The organism is Flavobacterium sp. DW-iso2 (assembly GCF_058725285.1).
The window spans coordinates 14,971-30,485 of sequence record NZ_JBZXDY010000010.1 but is presented as its reverse complement, the minus strand read 5'-3'; the positions used below and the strand labels follow the sequence as shown (position 1 = coordinate 30,485).

At 34.5% G+C, this 15,515-nt stretch carries 14 protein-coding genes; 11 read left to right on the top strand and 3 right to left on the bottom strand.

Translation table 11 applies throughout. From position 1 onward, the window contains the following. Positions 1-42 precede the first annotated feature (42 nt). On the bottom strand, positions 43-1,017 hold the full coding sequence (locus AC4PRO_RS09020) for a polyprenyl synthetase family protein (RefSeq protein ID WP_492117112.1): 975 nt from the start codon (positions 1,015-1,017) through the stop codon (positions 43-45). A gap of 161 nt (positions 1,018-1,178) precedes the next feature. On the opposite strand from AC4PRO_RS09020, the gene AC4PRO_RS09015 reads away from it, so the two are divergent. From AC4PRO_RS09015 to AC4PRO_RS08995, 5 genes are all read left to right on the top strand, one after another. After that, positions 1,179-1,721 (top strand): YceI family protein, encoded by a 543-nt coding sequence (locus AC4PRO_RS09015; RefSeq protein WP_492117111.1) that lies wholly within the window; start codon positions 1,179-1,181, stop codon positions 1,719-1,721. Between the two features lie 145 nt (positions 1,722-1,866). Next, positions 1,867-2,463, top strand: a complete 597-nt coding sequence (locus AC4PRO_RS09010; protein ID WP_074724002.1) for a TetR/AcrR family transcriptional regulator — start codon at positions 1,867-1,869, stop codon at positions 2,461-2,463. Continuing rightward, entirely contained in the window at positions 2,463-3,806 is a 1,344-nt protein-coding gene (locus tag AC4PRO_RS09005) for a TolC family protein (RefSeq protein WP_492117110.1), read from the top strand. The genes AC4PRO_RS09010 and AC4PRO_RS09005 overlap by 1 nt, the downstream gene beginning before the upstream one ends. A gap of 4 nt (positions 3,807-3,810) precedes the next feature. Next, positions 3,811-4,872 (top strand): efflux RND transporter periplasmic adaptor subunit, encoded by a 1,062-nt coding sequence (locus AC4PRO_RS09000; RefSeq protein WP_492117109.1) that lies wholly within the window; start codon positions 3,811-3,813, stop codon positions 4,870-4,872. An 80-nt stretch (positions 4,873-4,952) separates the two neighbouring features. Next, on the top strand, positions 4,953-8,126 hold the full coding sequence (locus AC4PRO_RS08995; RefSeq protein WP_492117108.1) for an efflux RND transporter permease subunit: 3,174 nt from the start codon (positions 4,953-4,955) through the stop codon (positions 8,124-8,126). A gap of 151 nt (positions 8,127-8,277) precedes the next feature. On the opposite strand, the gene AC4PRO_RS08990 is transcribed toward AC4PRO_RS08995, so the two are convergent. Further along, positions 8,278-8,625 carry a toxin-antitoxin system YwqK family antitoxin gene (locus AC4PRO_RS08990; protein ID WP_074723998.1) on the bottom strand — a complete coding sequence of 116 codons (348 nt, stop codon included), beginning with the start codon at positions 8,623-8,625 and terminating at the stop codon, positions 8,278-8,280. Between the two features lie 524 nt (positions 8,626-9,149). Then, positions 9,150-10,154: a TlpA family protein disulfide reductase gene (locus AC4PRO_RS08985; RefSeq protein ID WP_074723997.1), complete on the bottom strand. Its 1,005-nt coding sequence runs from the start codon at positions 10,152-10,154 to the stop codon at positions 9,150-9,152. Between the two features lie 250 nt (positions 10,155-10,404). On the opposite strand from AC4PRO_RS08985, the gene aspS reads away from it, so the two are divergent. The 6 genes from aspS (at position 10,405) to AC4PRO_RS08955 (ending at position 15,506) form a co-directional block, all read left to right on the top strand. Beyond that, on the top strand, positions 10,405-12,156 hold the full coding sequence (aspS, locus tag AC4PRO_RS08980; RefSeq protein ID WP_492117107.1) for an aspartate--tRNA ligase: 1,752 nt from the start codon (positions 10,405-10,407) through the stop codon (positions 12,154-12,156). Positions 12,157-12,282: 126 nt separating this feature from the next. Beyond that, the gene (locus AC4PRO_RS08975; protein WP_007137066.1) at positions 12,283-12,477 is read left to right on the top strand and encodes a cold-shock protein; all 195 of its coding nucleotides are present in this window, start codon (positions 12,283-12,285) and stop codon (positions 12,475-12,477) included. Between the two features lie 242 nt (positions 12,478-12,719). Beyond that, entirely contained in the window at positions 12,720-13,085 is a 366-nt protein-coding gene (locus AC4PRO_RS08970; RefSeq protein WP_074723995.1) for an NADH-quinone oxidoreductase subunit A, read from the top strand. Positions 13,086-13,160: 75 nt separating this feature from the next. Then, positions 13,161-13,709: an NADH-quinone oxidoreductase subunit B gene (locus AC4PRO_RS08965; RefSeq protein WP_074723994.1), complete on the top strand. Its 549-nt coding sequence runs from the start codon at positions 13,161-13,163 to the stop codon at positions 13,707-13,709. Positions 13,710-13,713: 4 nt separating this feature from the next. Continuing rightward, positions 13,714-14,235, top strand: a complete 522-nt coding sequence (locus AC4PRO_RS08960) for an NADH-quinone oxidoreductase subunit C (protein WP_074723993.1) — start codon at positions 13,714-13,716, stop codon at positions 14,233-14,235. Between the two features lie 32 nt (positions 14,236-14,267). Then, positions 14,268-15,506, top strand: a complete 1,239-nt coding sequence (locus AC4PRO_RS08955; RefSeq protein ID WP_074723992.1) for an NADH-quinone oxidoreductase subunit D — start codon at positions 14,268-14,270, stop codon at positions 15,504-15,506. The last annotated feature ends 9 nt before the right edge of the window (positions 15,507-15,515 follow it).

Sequence of the window (15,515 nt, the reverse complement as noted above, 5' to 3'; positions counted from 1 at the left end):
GTTGATTTTTAGCCTAGATATTTTGCGTTATTAACTGCAATTTTAAACCTTTCGACCCATTAAATTATCACCAAAAGCTCTTAAAACATTCTTCTTATCTTCTTCAATATCCATTTTTTCTAAGGTCTCAAAAGCCTTGAAAGTATAATCATGTATAGCCTCTTGAGTAGCCTTTGACGCGCCTGAAAGATTAAATATTTTTTTTACAGACTCAATTTTAGCTACATTATCTTCAAGTTGCATCGAAAATAAATGCAATAAATGTGCTACTTCTTCTTTAGTCGAAAATGCTATCGCTTTTAAATATAAATACGTTTTTTTATTTTCAATAATATCGCCGCCTACTTGCTTCCCAAAAGTTTTTGGATCGCCAAAAGCATCAAGATAATCATCCTGCAGCTGAAAAGCCAAACCTAAGTTCAATCCAAACTCATAAATCAAATTAGCATTTTCCTCTGAAGTTTCAGCAACTATCGCTCCCATTTTCATGGCCGCCGCAACAAGAACTGCCGTTTTATACTGAATCATTTTGAGGTATTCTGGGATGGTGACGTCATCTCGGGTTTCAAAATCAACATCCCATTGCTGTCCTTCACAAACTTCTAGTGCCGTTCTACTGAATAATTTTGCTAATTGCATAAAAACCACTGGCTCATACTGCTCAAAATATTGATAGGCTAAAATAAGCATTGCATCACCAGATAAAATCCCAGTGTTAATATCCCATTTTTCGTGAACCGTTGTATTCCCACGGCGCAAAGGAGCATCATCCATAATGTCATCATGAACTAATGAAAAATTATGAAAAACCTCAACCGCCATCGCAGCAGGAAGTGCTTTTTTATAATCTCCGTTAAAAACCTCAGTGGTCATTAATGTTAGGACTGGACGAATGCGCTTTCCTCCTAACCCTAATATATAAGCGATGGGCTCATAAAGATTTTCAGGTTCTTTAGTAATTGTCTGCTTTTCTAAATAGGTAATGAAAAAATCCTGGAACTGGTCAATGGCGTGCATAAAACTAATTTTTGCGCTAATTTACAGCATTCAACCTTGATTACAAACTACGTTTTTAAATGAAATGCAAAATAAACAAAAATACATCGGAAACTATTTTGGTATCCAAAGTTTCCGTCTTACATTTGCATTCGAAATTTAACTTATTGTACTTTATAATTATGAATGCAACTCTTCCTCTTACAGCAACAAAATGGACTATCGACTCCAATCAATCTGATGTTCTAATTAAAGCAAGACATGCCACGATCGCATACATAGCTGGCTCTCTAAATAAATTTAATGGTCATTTAGATATTCATGAGAATGAGATAGAAGATGCTTCTGTTGAATTTCAATTAGATGTTAAAAACAAAGACAGTAACATCAATCATATTGACACTCATCTAATTCTAAACGATTACTTAGACATTGACACCTTTCCTTCTATTAATTTTAAATCAACCTCATTTCAAAAAATAAGCAAAAATATCAATTTCTTAAAAGGCAATCTGACTATCAAAAACATTACAAAAGTAGTTGAACTTGATGCCGCATTAATTGGCATAACCACGTATGAAGGAAGACGAAAAGCCTTGTTTGAAATTACTGGAAACATAAATCGCAAAGATTTTGGACTCACAACAAACTCTTATCACCACGCCGCCGGAATTTCTCTGGGTCAAGACATCAAACTAATTGCCAATTTAGAATTTACGATTTAAATCCTGTAATGTTAATTTTACATCAATACTTCGGAAACTATTTGGGTGTTAAAAGTTTCCGTACTACTTTTGCACCCGAATTATACTATAATCCTTTGTGGAAATATAAAGAAATTAATAGAACAGATCAAAGTCAAGATCAATAATGAAAGAAAAAATAATTAACAAAGCAAGCGAGATGTTTTTAAAACTAGGTTTTAAGAGCATTACAATGGATGATATTGCTGGTGAAATGTGCATTTCTAAAAAAACAATTTATAAATATTTTTGTAATAAAGAAGTTCTTATTGAAGAAAGCACCGCATTATTGCATAAAGAAGTACACGAAATAATTGAAAACATTGTGACTAAAAAACATAATGCAATTCAAGAAAATTTTGAGATTCGAAAAATGTTCAAAGAAATGTTTCAATCATCAGATACTTCTCCTATCTATCAATTAAAAAAACATTACCCTGAAATTTATGAAAAAGTAATGCTTAGAGAAATAAATGAATGTAATGCTGTTTTTAAAAAAAACATTGAACAAGGTATTGAACAAGGGCTGTATCGTGACACCTTAAATATTGAAAACTATACAAGATTTTATTACAACTTAATTTTTTGTATAAAAGAAAGTACCAGTTCAGAAAAAGAATCACAAAACCTAGAATTGGAAATTTTAGAATACCATACCAGAGCTATGGCTACCAATGCCGGAATAATCGAACTTGAAAAACAATTACTAAACCCGACGATATAATGAAAAGACTACTTTTAATAACATTCCTAACATTTGCCTACACGGCAAATGCACAAGAAGTAAAGATACTTACTTTAAAGGATGCCATTACTTATGCTTTAGAAAACAAGTCCGACGCTAAGAAAGCAAGACTTAAAGTAGAGAACAGTGAGTACCAGATTCAAGCAGTTCGCGCAGGTGCATTACCTAAAATTTCTGCAAACGGATCACTAACTTATAATCCAATATTACAGACTACTTTTCTAGATGCAGGCTCTTTTGGAGGAGAGCCAGGAACTACAATTCAGGCTACTTTTGGTCAAAAATGGATTTCTACCGCCGGAGTCTCCCTTACTCAAAATCTGTATGACCAATCGGTATTTATCGGATTAAAAGCCGCTAAAACAACGAGAGAGTTCTACCAAATTAACGAGCAGTTAACTGAAGAACAAGTTATTGAACGAGTAGCAAACAACTACTACCAAGTCTATGTCCGCAGACAAAACTTAACCGTTTTGGATAGTACTTTCATAAATACTACCAAAGTGAAAAATATTATAAAAGGACGTTATGACAATGGTTTAGCTAAAAAAATTGATTTAGACCGAATTATAGTGAAACTTTCGAATATAAAAACACAACGCCAGCAAGTCTTGAATGCCGTTCAAATTCAAGAAAACGCTTTGAAGTTTTATATGGGAATGCCAATCGAATCAAAAATAGATATTCCACAAGCTGCATTCGAAGTCACGCCTTCAGCATTTTCAGAAGTACCGAATACAGAGACCCGAACAGAGTTTTTATTGATGAAAAAACAGGAACAACTATTAGAATTCCAAAAGAAATCTGTAATTGCGGGATACTATCCATCGCTATCACTTTCTGCAGGATACAATTATATTGGTCAGGGACCAAAAATGCCTTGGGGAGCAAAACCTTCCGATGGCGTATATTGGTCTGATTTTTCCTCTATAGGATTGAATTTAAAAGTTCCTATTTTCTCTGGTTTTGAGACTCGATCTAAAGTAAGACAAGCAGATGTCCAATTAAGATCTGTGAAAGAAGATTTAATAGACACAAAACTATCTCTTGATTTGGCTTATGCCAATGCGAAAACCCAAATTGACAATAGTATTATCACTATCGAAAATCAAAAAGGAAATGCACAATTAGCGCAAGACGTCTTAAAAAACACCAAAAATAATTACTTACAGGGTTTAGCTTCTTTAACTGATTTGTTAGATGCAGAAAATGCCTTTACAGAGGCACAAAATAACTATACCTCTGCAATATTAGATTACAAACTAGCGGAAATTCAATTAATAAAATCAAAAGGAGAACTAAAATCACTACTAAATAATTAATAAAATGAAAAGAAATATACTAATAGCAATTGTAATACTTGGAGCATTGGGGCTGATTACTTTTACTTTAATAAACAATAAGAAAGAAAACGAAGCAAAAACTGCTATTGTCGCAGAAAAGAATGCAAGTGTATCCGTGAAAACAGAAACAGTTAAAACGGAAGAAATTTCTTTAGATTTTTCAGTAAATGGAATTTTTGAGCCACTACAAGAATTGAAATTTTCAGCAGAAAAACCAGGACGAGTTGTAAGAGTCTTAGTTGACGAAGGATCTTCTGTTCGCATTGGTCAGACCTTGGCCATAGTAAGAAGCGAACAAATTAATTCTGACTTAACTACAGCAGAAGCCTCTTATCAAAATGCATTAACTGACTTCAATCGTTTTGAAAATGCCTACCAAACTGGAGGGGTAACAAAACAACAATTAGATCAGGCTAAATTAAACTTGGTAACTTCAAAATCGAGATTACAACAAGCAAAAGTAAATGTAGGCGACACTAATATTAAGTCTACTATAAACGGAATAGTGAATAAAAAATATATTGAACCCGGCTCTGTATTGGGTGCCGCTACGCAAATGTTTGAAATTGTAAATGTTTCTAAATTGAAGCTGCAAGTTTCCATCAATGAAACCCAAGTGGCCGGTTTGAAATTAGGAAACCTAGTAAATGTAACTGCTAGCGTATATCCTGACATGAAGTTTGCAGGAAAAATTACATTCATCGCTCCAATGGCAGATTCCAGCTTAAACTTTCCAGTAGAAATCGAAATTACAAACAGCGCTTCTAATGACCTAAAAGCGGGAATGTACGGAACGGCAGAATTTGCTTCAAAACAACAAAAACAATCCATGATGGTAGTACCTCGAAATGCCTTTGTGGGAAGTGTAAGCAGCAATCAGATTTTTGTTGTAGAAAACGGAATAGCTAAATTAAAGAATGTAACGGCAGGAAGAATTCTTGGTGATAAAGTAGAGATCTTAAACGGTCTTTCTGATAATGAAATTGTAATTGTCACGGGTCAAATTAACTTGACTGACGGAACAAAAGTAGAGGTTATCAAATAAATCGAAAAATTGTTCCAGATGTAAAATTTCAAGTTTGTTAAACTAAAATTTTATCCCTGAAACCTGAAACTAAATTATATATGAAATTAGCAGAAATATCCATAAAACGTCCATCGTTAGTAATTGTATTGTTTACAATTTTGATTCTAGGTGGGCTCTTTAGCTACAGCCAATTGGGGTATGAATTAATCCCTAAATTTGAACAGAATGTAATTACGGTAGCAACCATCTACCCAGGTGCGTCCCCTTCTGAAGTAGAAAATACGGTAACAAAAAAAATTGAAGACGCTGTGGCTTCATTGGAAAATATTAAAAAAATCGACTCTCGTTCGTACGAAAGTTTATCTACAGTTTCCATTACGCTAAACACAAAAGCAAAAGTTGATCTTTCGTTAAACGATGCGCAACGTAAAATAAATGCAATCATAAGTGATTTACCTAAAGATGCCAAAGCACCGTCATTAAGTAAATTCTCTCTAAGCGATTTACCAATTATGACCATTGGCGCCAATGGTAATATGGATGAAGTTGCTTTTTACGACTTAATCGATAAAAAAATAGCTCCTGTTTTGTCCCGTGTAAATGGAGTGGCTCAGGTAAACATTATTGGTGGACAGGAACGCGAAATACAAGTGAGTCTTGACGCGATTAAAATGCAAGGGTATGGCCTTTCAATTCCACAAGTACAACAGGTAATCTTATCCTCTAACTTAGACTTTCCTACTGGTAATATTCAAACACGTGATAAAAAAATATTGATTCGTTTAGCCGGTAAATACAAAAATGTAGAAGAGCTAAGAAATTTAGTGGTGTCATCAAAAAACGGAGTTCAAGTTCGTTTAAGCGATATTGCCGATGTTCAAGATGGGCAAAAAACAGCTGAAAAAATTGCCCGTGTCGATCAAAAGAGCGCTATTATTTTACAAATTGTAAAACAATCGGATGCTAATGCGGTTGCAGTTAGTGAGCAAGTGTATAAAACCATTACGAAATTAGAAAACGATTATAAAAACAACGCGGTGAAATTGAATGTCGCTAATGACAGCACTATTTTTACCTTAGAAGCTGCTGATTCAGTAATTCATGATTTATTGATCGCGGTATTCCTTGTTGCTTTTGTAATGTTATTTTTCTTGCACAGCGTAAGAAACTCATTGATTGTAATGATTTCTATTCCTGCCTCCTTAATCTCTACCTTCATCGGATTTTTATATCTGGGATATACTTTAAACTTGATGAGTTTACTAGGACTATCGCTAGTGGTGGGTATTCTTGTTGATGATGCCATTGTGGTATTAGAGAATATCTACAGGCACATGGAAATGGGAAAAAACAGAGTACGTGCAGCTTATGACGGAACAGCCGAAATAGGTGGAACCGTAACTTCCATTACCTTGGTAATCGTTGTTGTATTCTTACCCATTGCTATGAGTACAGGATTAGTTTCGAATATCATTACACAGTTTTGTGTTACGGTAATTATCTCTACTTTATTCTCTTTATTAGCTTCATTCACAATAATCCCATGGTTGTCTTCTCGTTTTGGAAAACTAGAACATATTGAAGGTAAAAATGCTTTTGGAAGAATTATTCTTGGATTCGAAAAATTATTAACTCGTTTTACCAACTGGATTACTGAGTTACTAAAATGGTGTTTGGATCATTATAAAACTACCTTGGCCGTTGTGTTAGTTTTATTCTTTAGCTCCGTAGCATTAGTTCCATTTGGATTCATCGGTGGAGAGTTTTTTGCCAAATCAGATAGTGGAGAATTTTTGGTTCAAATAGAATTGCCAAAAGATGCTTCATTGGAACAAAGTAATTTTATGGCTCAAAAAGCAGAAGCTTTTTTGAACACACAAAAATATGTGAAAAGTCTGATTACTAAAGTAGGTCAAACCAGTGAAGGTATGGGTGCTTCTCAATCTACTGCATACAAATCAGAGATTGACGTAAAAATGATTGATCAAAAGGATAGAACAGATGACTCCTATGTCTATGCTGCCAGAATGAAACTGCAATTAGAAAAAATATTAGTTGGTGCCAAAGTAAAAACAGTACCAGTAGGTATTCTTGGAACTGCTGAAGATGCTCCTATTGCATTAATCGTAACAGGAACAAGTTTAGAAAGCGCGATGGTTTTTGCAAAAGCTGCCGAAAAAGAATTGAATAAAATTCCTGGGGCAACTGGAGTAAAATTATCTGTAGAAACTGGAAATCCTGAAATTAACGTTCAGGTTGACAGAGATAAAATGGCTGCACTTGGACTTTCTTTACAAACTGTTGGTATGACAATGCAAACTGCTTATAGCGGAAATACGGACGGTAAATTTAGAGCGGGTGAATACGAGTATGATATTAACATCAAATACAGCAGTTTCGATAGAAAAAGCATTAATGATGTGAGCAACCTTATTTTTGCAAATGACAGGGGGGAACAAATTAAATTGTCTCAATTTGCAACTGTAAAAGAAGGTTCTGGACCAAGTCAATTAGAACGTAGAGACAAAACGGCATCTGTTACCGTAAAAGGACAGACTGTTGGTGTTCCGGTAGGAACTGTTGTTGCCCAACTTGAATCGAAATTAACGACGATGAAAAAACCTGTTGGAGTGAATTACATTTGGGGTGGCGATCAGGAAAATCAAAGTGAAGGTTTTGGAACCTTAGGTTTTGCTTTATTAGCTGCTATTATTCTAGTTTATCTGGTAATGGTTGGATTATACGATAGTTTTGCGCACCCGTTTGTGGTATTGTTTGCTATCCCCCTTTCTTTTATTGGAGCTTTATTAGCCTTAGCTTTAACAAATAACACTTTAAATATATTTACTATTCTGGGGGTTATTATGTTAATTGGTTTGGTTTGTAAAAATGCGATTATGCTTGTGGATTACACGAACCAGCGACGAGCTGCCGGTGAAACGATTAGAACCGCTTTAATTCAAGCCAATCACGCTCGTTTGCGTCCCATTTTAATGACAACAATTGCGATGGTGTTTGGTATGTTCCCAATTGCACTAGCAGCTGGAGCAGGTGCCGAATGGAAAAATGGATTGGCATGGGTAATCATTGGTGGTCTGATCAGTTCACTATTCCTTACGTTAATTATTGTTCCAGTAATTTATGAAATCATGGAAAAACTAATCCATAAGTTCACAAAAGGGCAAAAAACAGATTTTGATGCGCTAATAGTTGCTGACTATGAGCCTCAAGTATTGAGTGAGGACGAATACAATAATGAACATAAAGATTAACAGTAATTCTTTAAACCATAAAAATTCCTGTTCATTAATTTGAACAGGAATTTTTTTTGGCTATCCTCACCAGATTGCACTGCAAACTGTATTAAATAGAAAAAGGCTTTCACAGATAGTGAAAGCCTTTTTTACGATTTGTATTATTTCCTTACTCAGCGCTAACTAAAGGATCATGTTTCCAATTTTTAACAGAGGCAATTTGATTTTTAGAATAATCTACTTCGCTTAAAACAGCATTATTCCAAAAAAACCACTTCCCTGTTTTTTGACCTTTATCGTATACTGCAATAGCAGTTTTGTTACCATTTATATCATAAGAAGTCCATTCTCCCTCTAATTTCCCATCTTTAAAGAAACCTACTTGTTGTACTTTACCATCCTCATAATGGTAGGTTGCTTTAACTAAATTTCCAACAGCTTCCAACTGTGGTTTCGTGTTTTGCGCGAAAATCATTCCTGAAATTAACACTGTACCTAAAATTATATATTTTTTCATGACGTATGGTTTTAATAGTTTCTTTGTCAAATATATAAAACTATTTACATTTAAAATACTATTTGGTAACAATTTAATAACATTGGACGAAAACTTAACATTGGAAATTTGAAAGCACTGCTGCCTAATTCGAAAAACACATTCTTCATTACGTATTCTACACCGCAGTAATTAACAAAATAGCAAATAATACATTAGAACATTGACTCATAACATCTTTCATTATAATTATACCAATACTATTTATTTTATAGTCCAATGTGGTTTAGTTAACAATCATTCGTACTATTTGTCACGCTGGAATTGTCTCAACACATTTGCTCACGAATCCTGAGACGCTTTCAGCGAAACAAACTAAGCGGTGTAGTTTGTGAAAGTATATAACGTGGTATTGGGTCACATTATATACATAATTGGCATTAAAACACATTAACTATTAAAAAAAGTATATTAAAAAAAAGGTTATAAACCAACGAAAACTGTCCAAATGATGAACAGTTTCCGTTATATTTAAAAGAAAGTCTCTACTTCAAAAGCGCATCCAACTCTGCTTCAAGTCCCGGAGATGAAGGTCTTGCCGCATCCGCTTTAACAATTTTTCCATTGGGATCTATAAGGATAAATCTTGGGATTCCTGTGATATGAAAGTCCTTTACAAACTGCGAATTCCAGTCGTTATCAGAAAAAAGCTGAACACCACCTAGTTCTTTTCCTTTTACCATCGACTTCCATTTCTCGATATCCTTTAGTTTATCTATAGAAATACTCACAAACGCAATGTTTTTATCGTGATATTTCTCTTCAACCTTTTTTAAAGAAGGAATTTCACCAATACAAGGCCCGCACCAAGTAGCCCAAACATCAATATATACATATTTTCCTTTAAACTCTTCGAGTTTCGTTTTGCCTCCATTATAGTTATCATAATCAAAAGATGGCGACATGACCCCATTTAATTTCTTGGTTTCTAGTCCTTCCATATAATATTCAGTCCCACTATCCATAGCCATTTCTATACTTTTCTTTTGCAGCGATACAAAAACAGGATCTAATTTCTGATTATCTAATTTCAAAAAGTCAGCCGCTTTTTTCTCCTTTACCAACTTCATAAAGACTTCTTCGTTTGAAGCTAAAAGCGCGTCATAATCATACTTTTGCTCCGTTATTGTATTTTGTGCCAAAAAATTATTCTCCAAAGCTCCTTTACCAGAGTACACAATAGATTCGTCAAATTTTTGAGCATCCATTGTAAGATTCAAATCGTATCCGTTTTTAAGAAACAGTTCAGTATATTCCTTTCCGTCAAACAACATATAAAAACCCTCTTCTACTGCAAAAGAATCCTTAAAAAAACCATCCTTTCCAACTAAAATCTTTTTGATTTCCTTTCTATTATTCTTGTTAAGTATACTAATCGAATCTGTGTTTCTATTGGCAATCTCGCCTTTAAAAGAAACTGCTGCTTTCGTCTGCCCAATTCCGCTAAAAGAGAAAACCAGCGCAATAGCAATAAAAAATAATTTTTTCATAAAATGTAGTATTTATACTGTTAATCAAATCTAATTTATTATTCTGAAGGGAAATAACAAATTAACAAAAAATTAATTTATTGAAGTTTCGCCGTTTTCGGCATTAATTTAATTTTTGTGGTTACTTTTGTATCCTAAAATTTTCATAATGTATAGAAGTCATAATTGTGGCATTTGAAATTAAAAGGAGGAAGCCCAGTGGGCTTCAGGTATTTTGCATTAGTAAAAACAGCATATAAAAATAAATAAAATGTATAGAAGTCATAACTGTGGAGAACTCAACGCCTCACATATAAATACTGAAGTTACACTTGCGGGTTGGGTTCAGAAATCACGTGATAAAGGATTTATGAATTGGGTAGATTTACGTGACCGTTACGGAATCACACAATTGTTATTCGACGAAGGTCGTACCGATAAAACCATTTTTGAATTAGCTAAAACTCTCGGAAGAGAATTTGTAATCCAAGTAAAGGGAACTGTTATCGAACGAGAAGCTAAAAACAAAAACATCGCAACGGGTGAAATTGAGATTTTAGTGACCGAACTAAACATATTGAATGCTGCTTTGACTCCTCCATTCACTATTGAAGATGAAACAGATGGCGGCGAAGACATTCGAATGAAATACCGTTACCTTGATATCAGAAGAAATCCTGTAAAAAACAGTTTACTATTTCGTCACAAAGTAGCAATGGAAGTACGCAAGTATCTTTCAGATTTGGACTTCTGTGAAGTAGAAACGCCTTATTTAATAAAATCAACTCCGGAAGGAGCAAGAGATTTTGTTGTTCCTTCTCGAATGAATGAAGGTCAATTTTACGCTTTACCACAATCACCTCAAACCTTCAAGCAATTATTGATGGTAGGCGGAATGGATAAATATTTCCAAATCGTGAAATGTTTCCGTGACGAAGATTTGCGTGCAGACAGACAACCAGAGTTCACACAAATCGATTGCGAAATGGCTTTTGTAGAACAAGAAGACATTCTAAATGTTTTTGAAGGACTTACAAGACATTTGCTAAAAGAAATTAAAGGAATTGAAGTAGACAAATTCCCTCGTATGACATACGAACATGCGATGAAAACCTATGGAAATGACAAACCGGACATTCGATTCGGAATGGAATTTGGAGAATTAAACGAAGTCGCACAAAACAAGGATTTCCCTGTTTTTAATGCTGCAGAATTAGTTGTAGGTATTGCAGTTCCAGGCGCTGGAAACTACACTAGAAAAGAAATAGATGCTTTAATCGAATGGGTGAAACGTCCACAAGTAGGAGCTTCAGGAATGGTTTATGTAAAATGCAACGAAGATGGCACTTACAAATCATCTGTAGATAAATTCTACGATCAAGACGATTTAAGCAATTGGGCAAAAGTAACCGAAGCAAAAGCAGGCGATATGATTTTTGTTTTATCAGGCCCTACGGATAAAACAAGAGCACAGTTAAGTGCCTTGCGTATGGAATTAGCTACTCGTTTAGGATTGAGAAACCCTGCAGTATTTGCACCGCTTTGGGTTGTTGATTTCCCATTATTAGAATTTGATGAAGAAAGTGGTCGTTACCACGCGATGCACCATCCGTTTACTTCCCCTAAACCGGAAGACATGCACTTATTAGAAACAGATCCAGGAAAAGTACGCGCTAACGCGTATGATATGGTTTTGAACGGAAATGAAATTGGAGGAGGATCTATCCGTATTCATGATAAAGCAACGCAACAACTCATGTTTAAATATTTAGGTTTCACCCCAGACCAAGCCAAAGAGCAGTTTGGTTTCTTGATGGACGCATTTCAGTTTGGAGCTCCGCCGCACGGAGGACTAGCTTTTGGATTAGATCGACTAGTTGCTATTCTTGGAGGACAGGAAACCATACGTGACTTTATCGCTTTTCCAAAAAATAATTCTGGAAGAGATGTCATGATTGATGCACCATCGGCAATTGATGAATCCCAGTTGAAAGAACTACATATAAAATTAAATGTTCAATAGTCAATCGGTAAAAATCACCGGAAAACGTTGAATATCAATTATTTTCAAAAAAAAAGAATATTTATTAACAATCATATGATATTAAATATTACATTTGCTCCATTATAAATTATTATTACTATTACAATGCGTACAGGTACAGTTAAATTTTTCAATGAATCAAAAGGTTACGGATTCATTACAGACGAAGAAACAGGAAAAGACATTTTTGTTCACGCTTCAGGAATCAACGCGGAAGAATTACGCGAAGGTGATAGAGTTAGCTATGAAGAAGAAGAAGGAAGAAAAGGAAAAGTTGCTGCGAAAGTAGCAGTTATCTAAGCAAAAAAATATTTTTTTGCCTACGAATGTTTAAAACGTTCCGATTTATTTCGGAACGTTTTTTTTTTGCTTCCATCTTAAATATCGGCAACAGAAAAACAGAATTATAATTATTATTTATAATCATTAAAAATTAGGAGGTGATTTGATTTTCAATGTAACTAAATTATGTATTACACTTGTGTTTTAAATCCTTGAAACCTATCTTTGTTGCTTATTTTAGTACATAAAAATCATTAATTATGCAATCTGATCAATTAAGTTATATTCCGATTTTAATACAGTTTTTATTAGCTGCCGGATTTGTAGTGGGAACTATTATTGTTTCTGGAAAATTGGGACCAAAAAGAAAGTCAGCAGCCAAAGATAAAAATTTTGAATGTGGTGTTGAAGGTATAGGAAATGCACGTATTCCATTCTCTGTAAAATACTTTCTAGTTGCGATTTTATTTGTTCTGTTTGATGTTGAAGTTATTTTCCTTTATCCATGGGCAATCAATTTCAAAGAATTAGGAATGGAAGGAATGGTCAAAATGATCATATTTATGCTTTTACTTTTAGTGGGGTTTTTCTACATCATCAAAAAGAAAGCGCTAGAGTGGGAATAAGAATTTATTATAAATATTGAATCGTAGACTACTATTAGTTTGTAATTCAAATTTTCTAATTCAAAATACAAAAAAATGAGTAATTCAAGTATAAAAATGGTTGAGCCGCCAGAAGGAGTTGTTGGAGAAGGATTTTTCGCCACAAAACTAAATGACGTTGTAGGTATGGCTCGTGCCAATTCACTTTGGCCATTACCCTTTGCAACTTCATGTTGTGGTATAGAATTCATGGCTACCATGGCTTCACATTATGATTTGGCACGATTTGGCTCTGAGCGTGTGAGTTTTTCTCCTCGCCAAGCAGATATGTTAATGGTAATGGGTACTATTTCTAAAAAAATGGCTCCTATTTTACGTCAAGTATACGAACAAATGTCAGAACCAAGATGGGTTATTGCTGTTGGTGCTTGTGCATCTTCAGGAGGTATTTTCGATACGTACTCCGTTCTTCAAGGGATTGACAAAGTAATACCAGTTGACGTATATGTACCAGGTTGTCCTCCAAGACCAGAACAAATTGTAGATGGCGTAATGAAATTGCAAGAATTGGTTAGATCGGAATCTGTAAGAAGAAGAAGTTCTCCAGAGTACCAAGAATTATTGGCCTCTTATAATATCAAATAACGACATGGCATTAGAAAACACAGATATTCAAGATAAATTAACAGAAACGTTTGGTGAGTATGTTTTTCACTTTAATCAAGAGAAAGATATCTTTTCATTTGAAGTAGCTGCTGATAAAATCACAGCGATCATCCTTTTTTTGAAAAACGACCCATTATTGCGTTTTAATTTTTTAACTGATTTATGTGGAATACATTATCCAGATAATGAAGTTGACAGACAATTTACAATTGTGTATCACATGCACAATTGGTACGACAACAAACGCATCAAAATCAAAACTTTTATCAATGGTGAAAAACCGGAGATAAAAACAATATCTAACATTTTCCTAAGTGCAAACTGGATGGAAAGAGAGACTTTTGATTTTTACGGAGTAGATTTCATAGGTCACCCACAGTTGAAACGTATTTTGAACATGGATGAAATGATTTCATTTCCTATGCGTAAAGAGTTTCCATTAGAAGATGGCGGACGAACAGATAAAGACGACCGTTTTTTCGGTAGAACAATCGACAATTGCTAAAAACACAATCTATAATTTTTCACATTCTATAAATGTCAGAACTATTATTACCACCAGAGCATCGATATGCTAAAATCATAAAAGAGAAGCTAAACGAAGATGGAAGTGAACTTTCAATCCTGAATTTAGGTCCTACTCATCCCGCTACGCACGGAATCTTTCAAAATATTTTGTTGATGGATGGGGAACGTATTTTAGAAGCGGAACCAACTATTGGTTACATACACCGCGCTTTTGAAAAAATTGCAGAAAATCGTCCTTTTTACCAAATTACTCCTCTTACAGACCGAATGAACTATTGCTCCTCTCCTATCAATAATATGGGATGGTGGATGACTTTAGAAAAATTATTGGATATTGAAGTCCCAAAACGTGCTCAGTATTTAAGGGTTATTGTAATGGAATTGGCAAGAATCACGGATCACCTTATTTGTAATTCCATTTTAGGAGTTGATACAGGTGCCTATACCGGATTTCTTTACGTTTTCCAATTTAGAGAGAAAGTATATGAGATCTACGAAGAAATTTGTGGTGCTCGATTGACAACTAATATGGGAAGAATTGGTGGTTTCGAAAGAGACTGGTCACCAGAAGCTTTCAGAAAATTAGATGTGTTTTTAGAAGAATTTCCAGTTGCTTGGAAAGAATTCGAAAATCTATTCGAAAGAAATAGAATTTTCATGGATCGTACTATAAATGTTGGGGCAATATCTGCGGAAAAAGCAATTTCTTACGGATTTACAGGACCTAACTTACGTGCTGCAGGAGTAGATTACGATGTACGTGTCGCACAACCTTATAGTTCTTACGAAGATTTTGATTTTATAATTCCTGTTGGAAAATCTGGAGATACTTACGATCGTTTTTGCGTCCGTAATGCTGAAGTTTGGGAAAGTATAAGTATCATTCGCCAAGCACTTGCAAAAATGCCAGAAGGAAACGATTTCCATGCTGATGTTCCTGACTATTACCTTCCTCCAAAAGAGGATGTTTACACTAGCATGGAATCCTTAATATATCACTTCAAAATTGTAATGGGAGAAGTTCCTGTTCCAGTTGCAGAAATATACCATCCTGTAGAAGGTGGAAATGGAGAACTAGGTTTTTATTTAGTGACTGACGGAAGTCGTACTCCTTACAGACTGCACTTTAGAAGACCTTGTTTTATTTACTATCAAGCATATCCAGAAATGATAAAAGGAGCATTACTATCTGATGCGATTGTTATTTTATCAAGTTTAAATGTAATTGCAGGAGAATTAGACGCATAGAGATTTCAG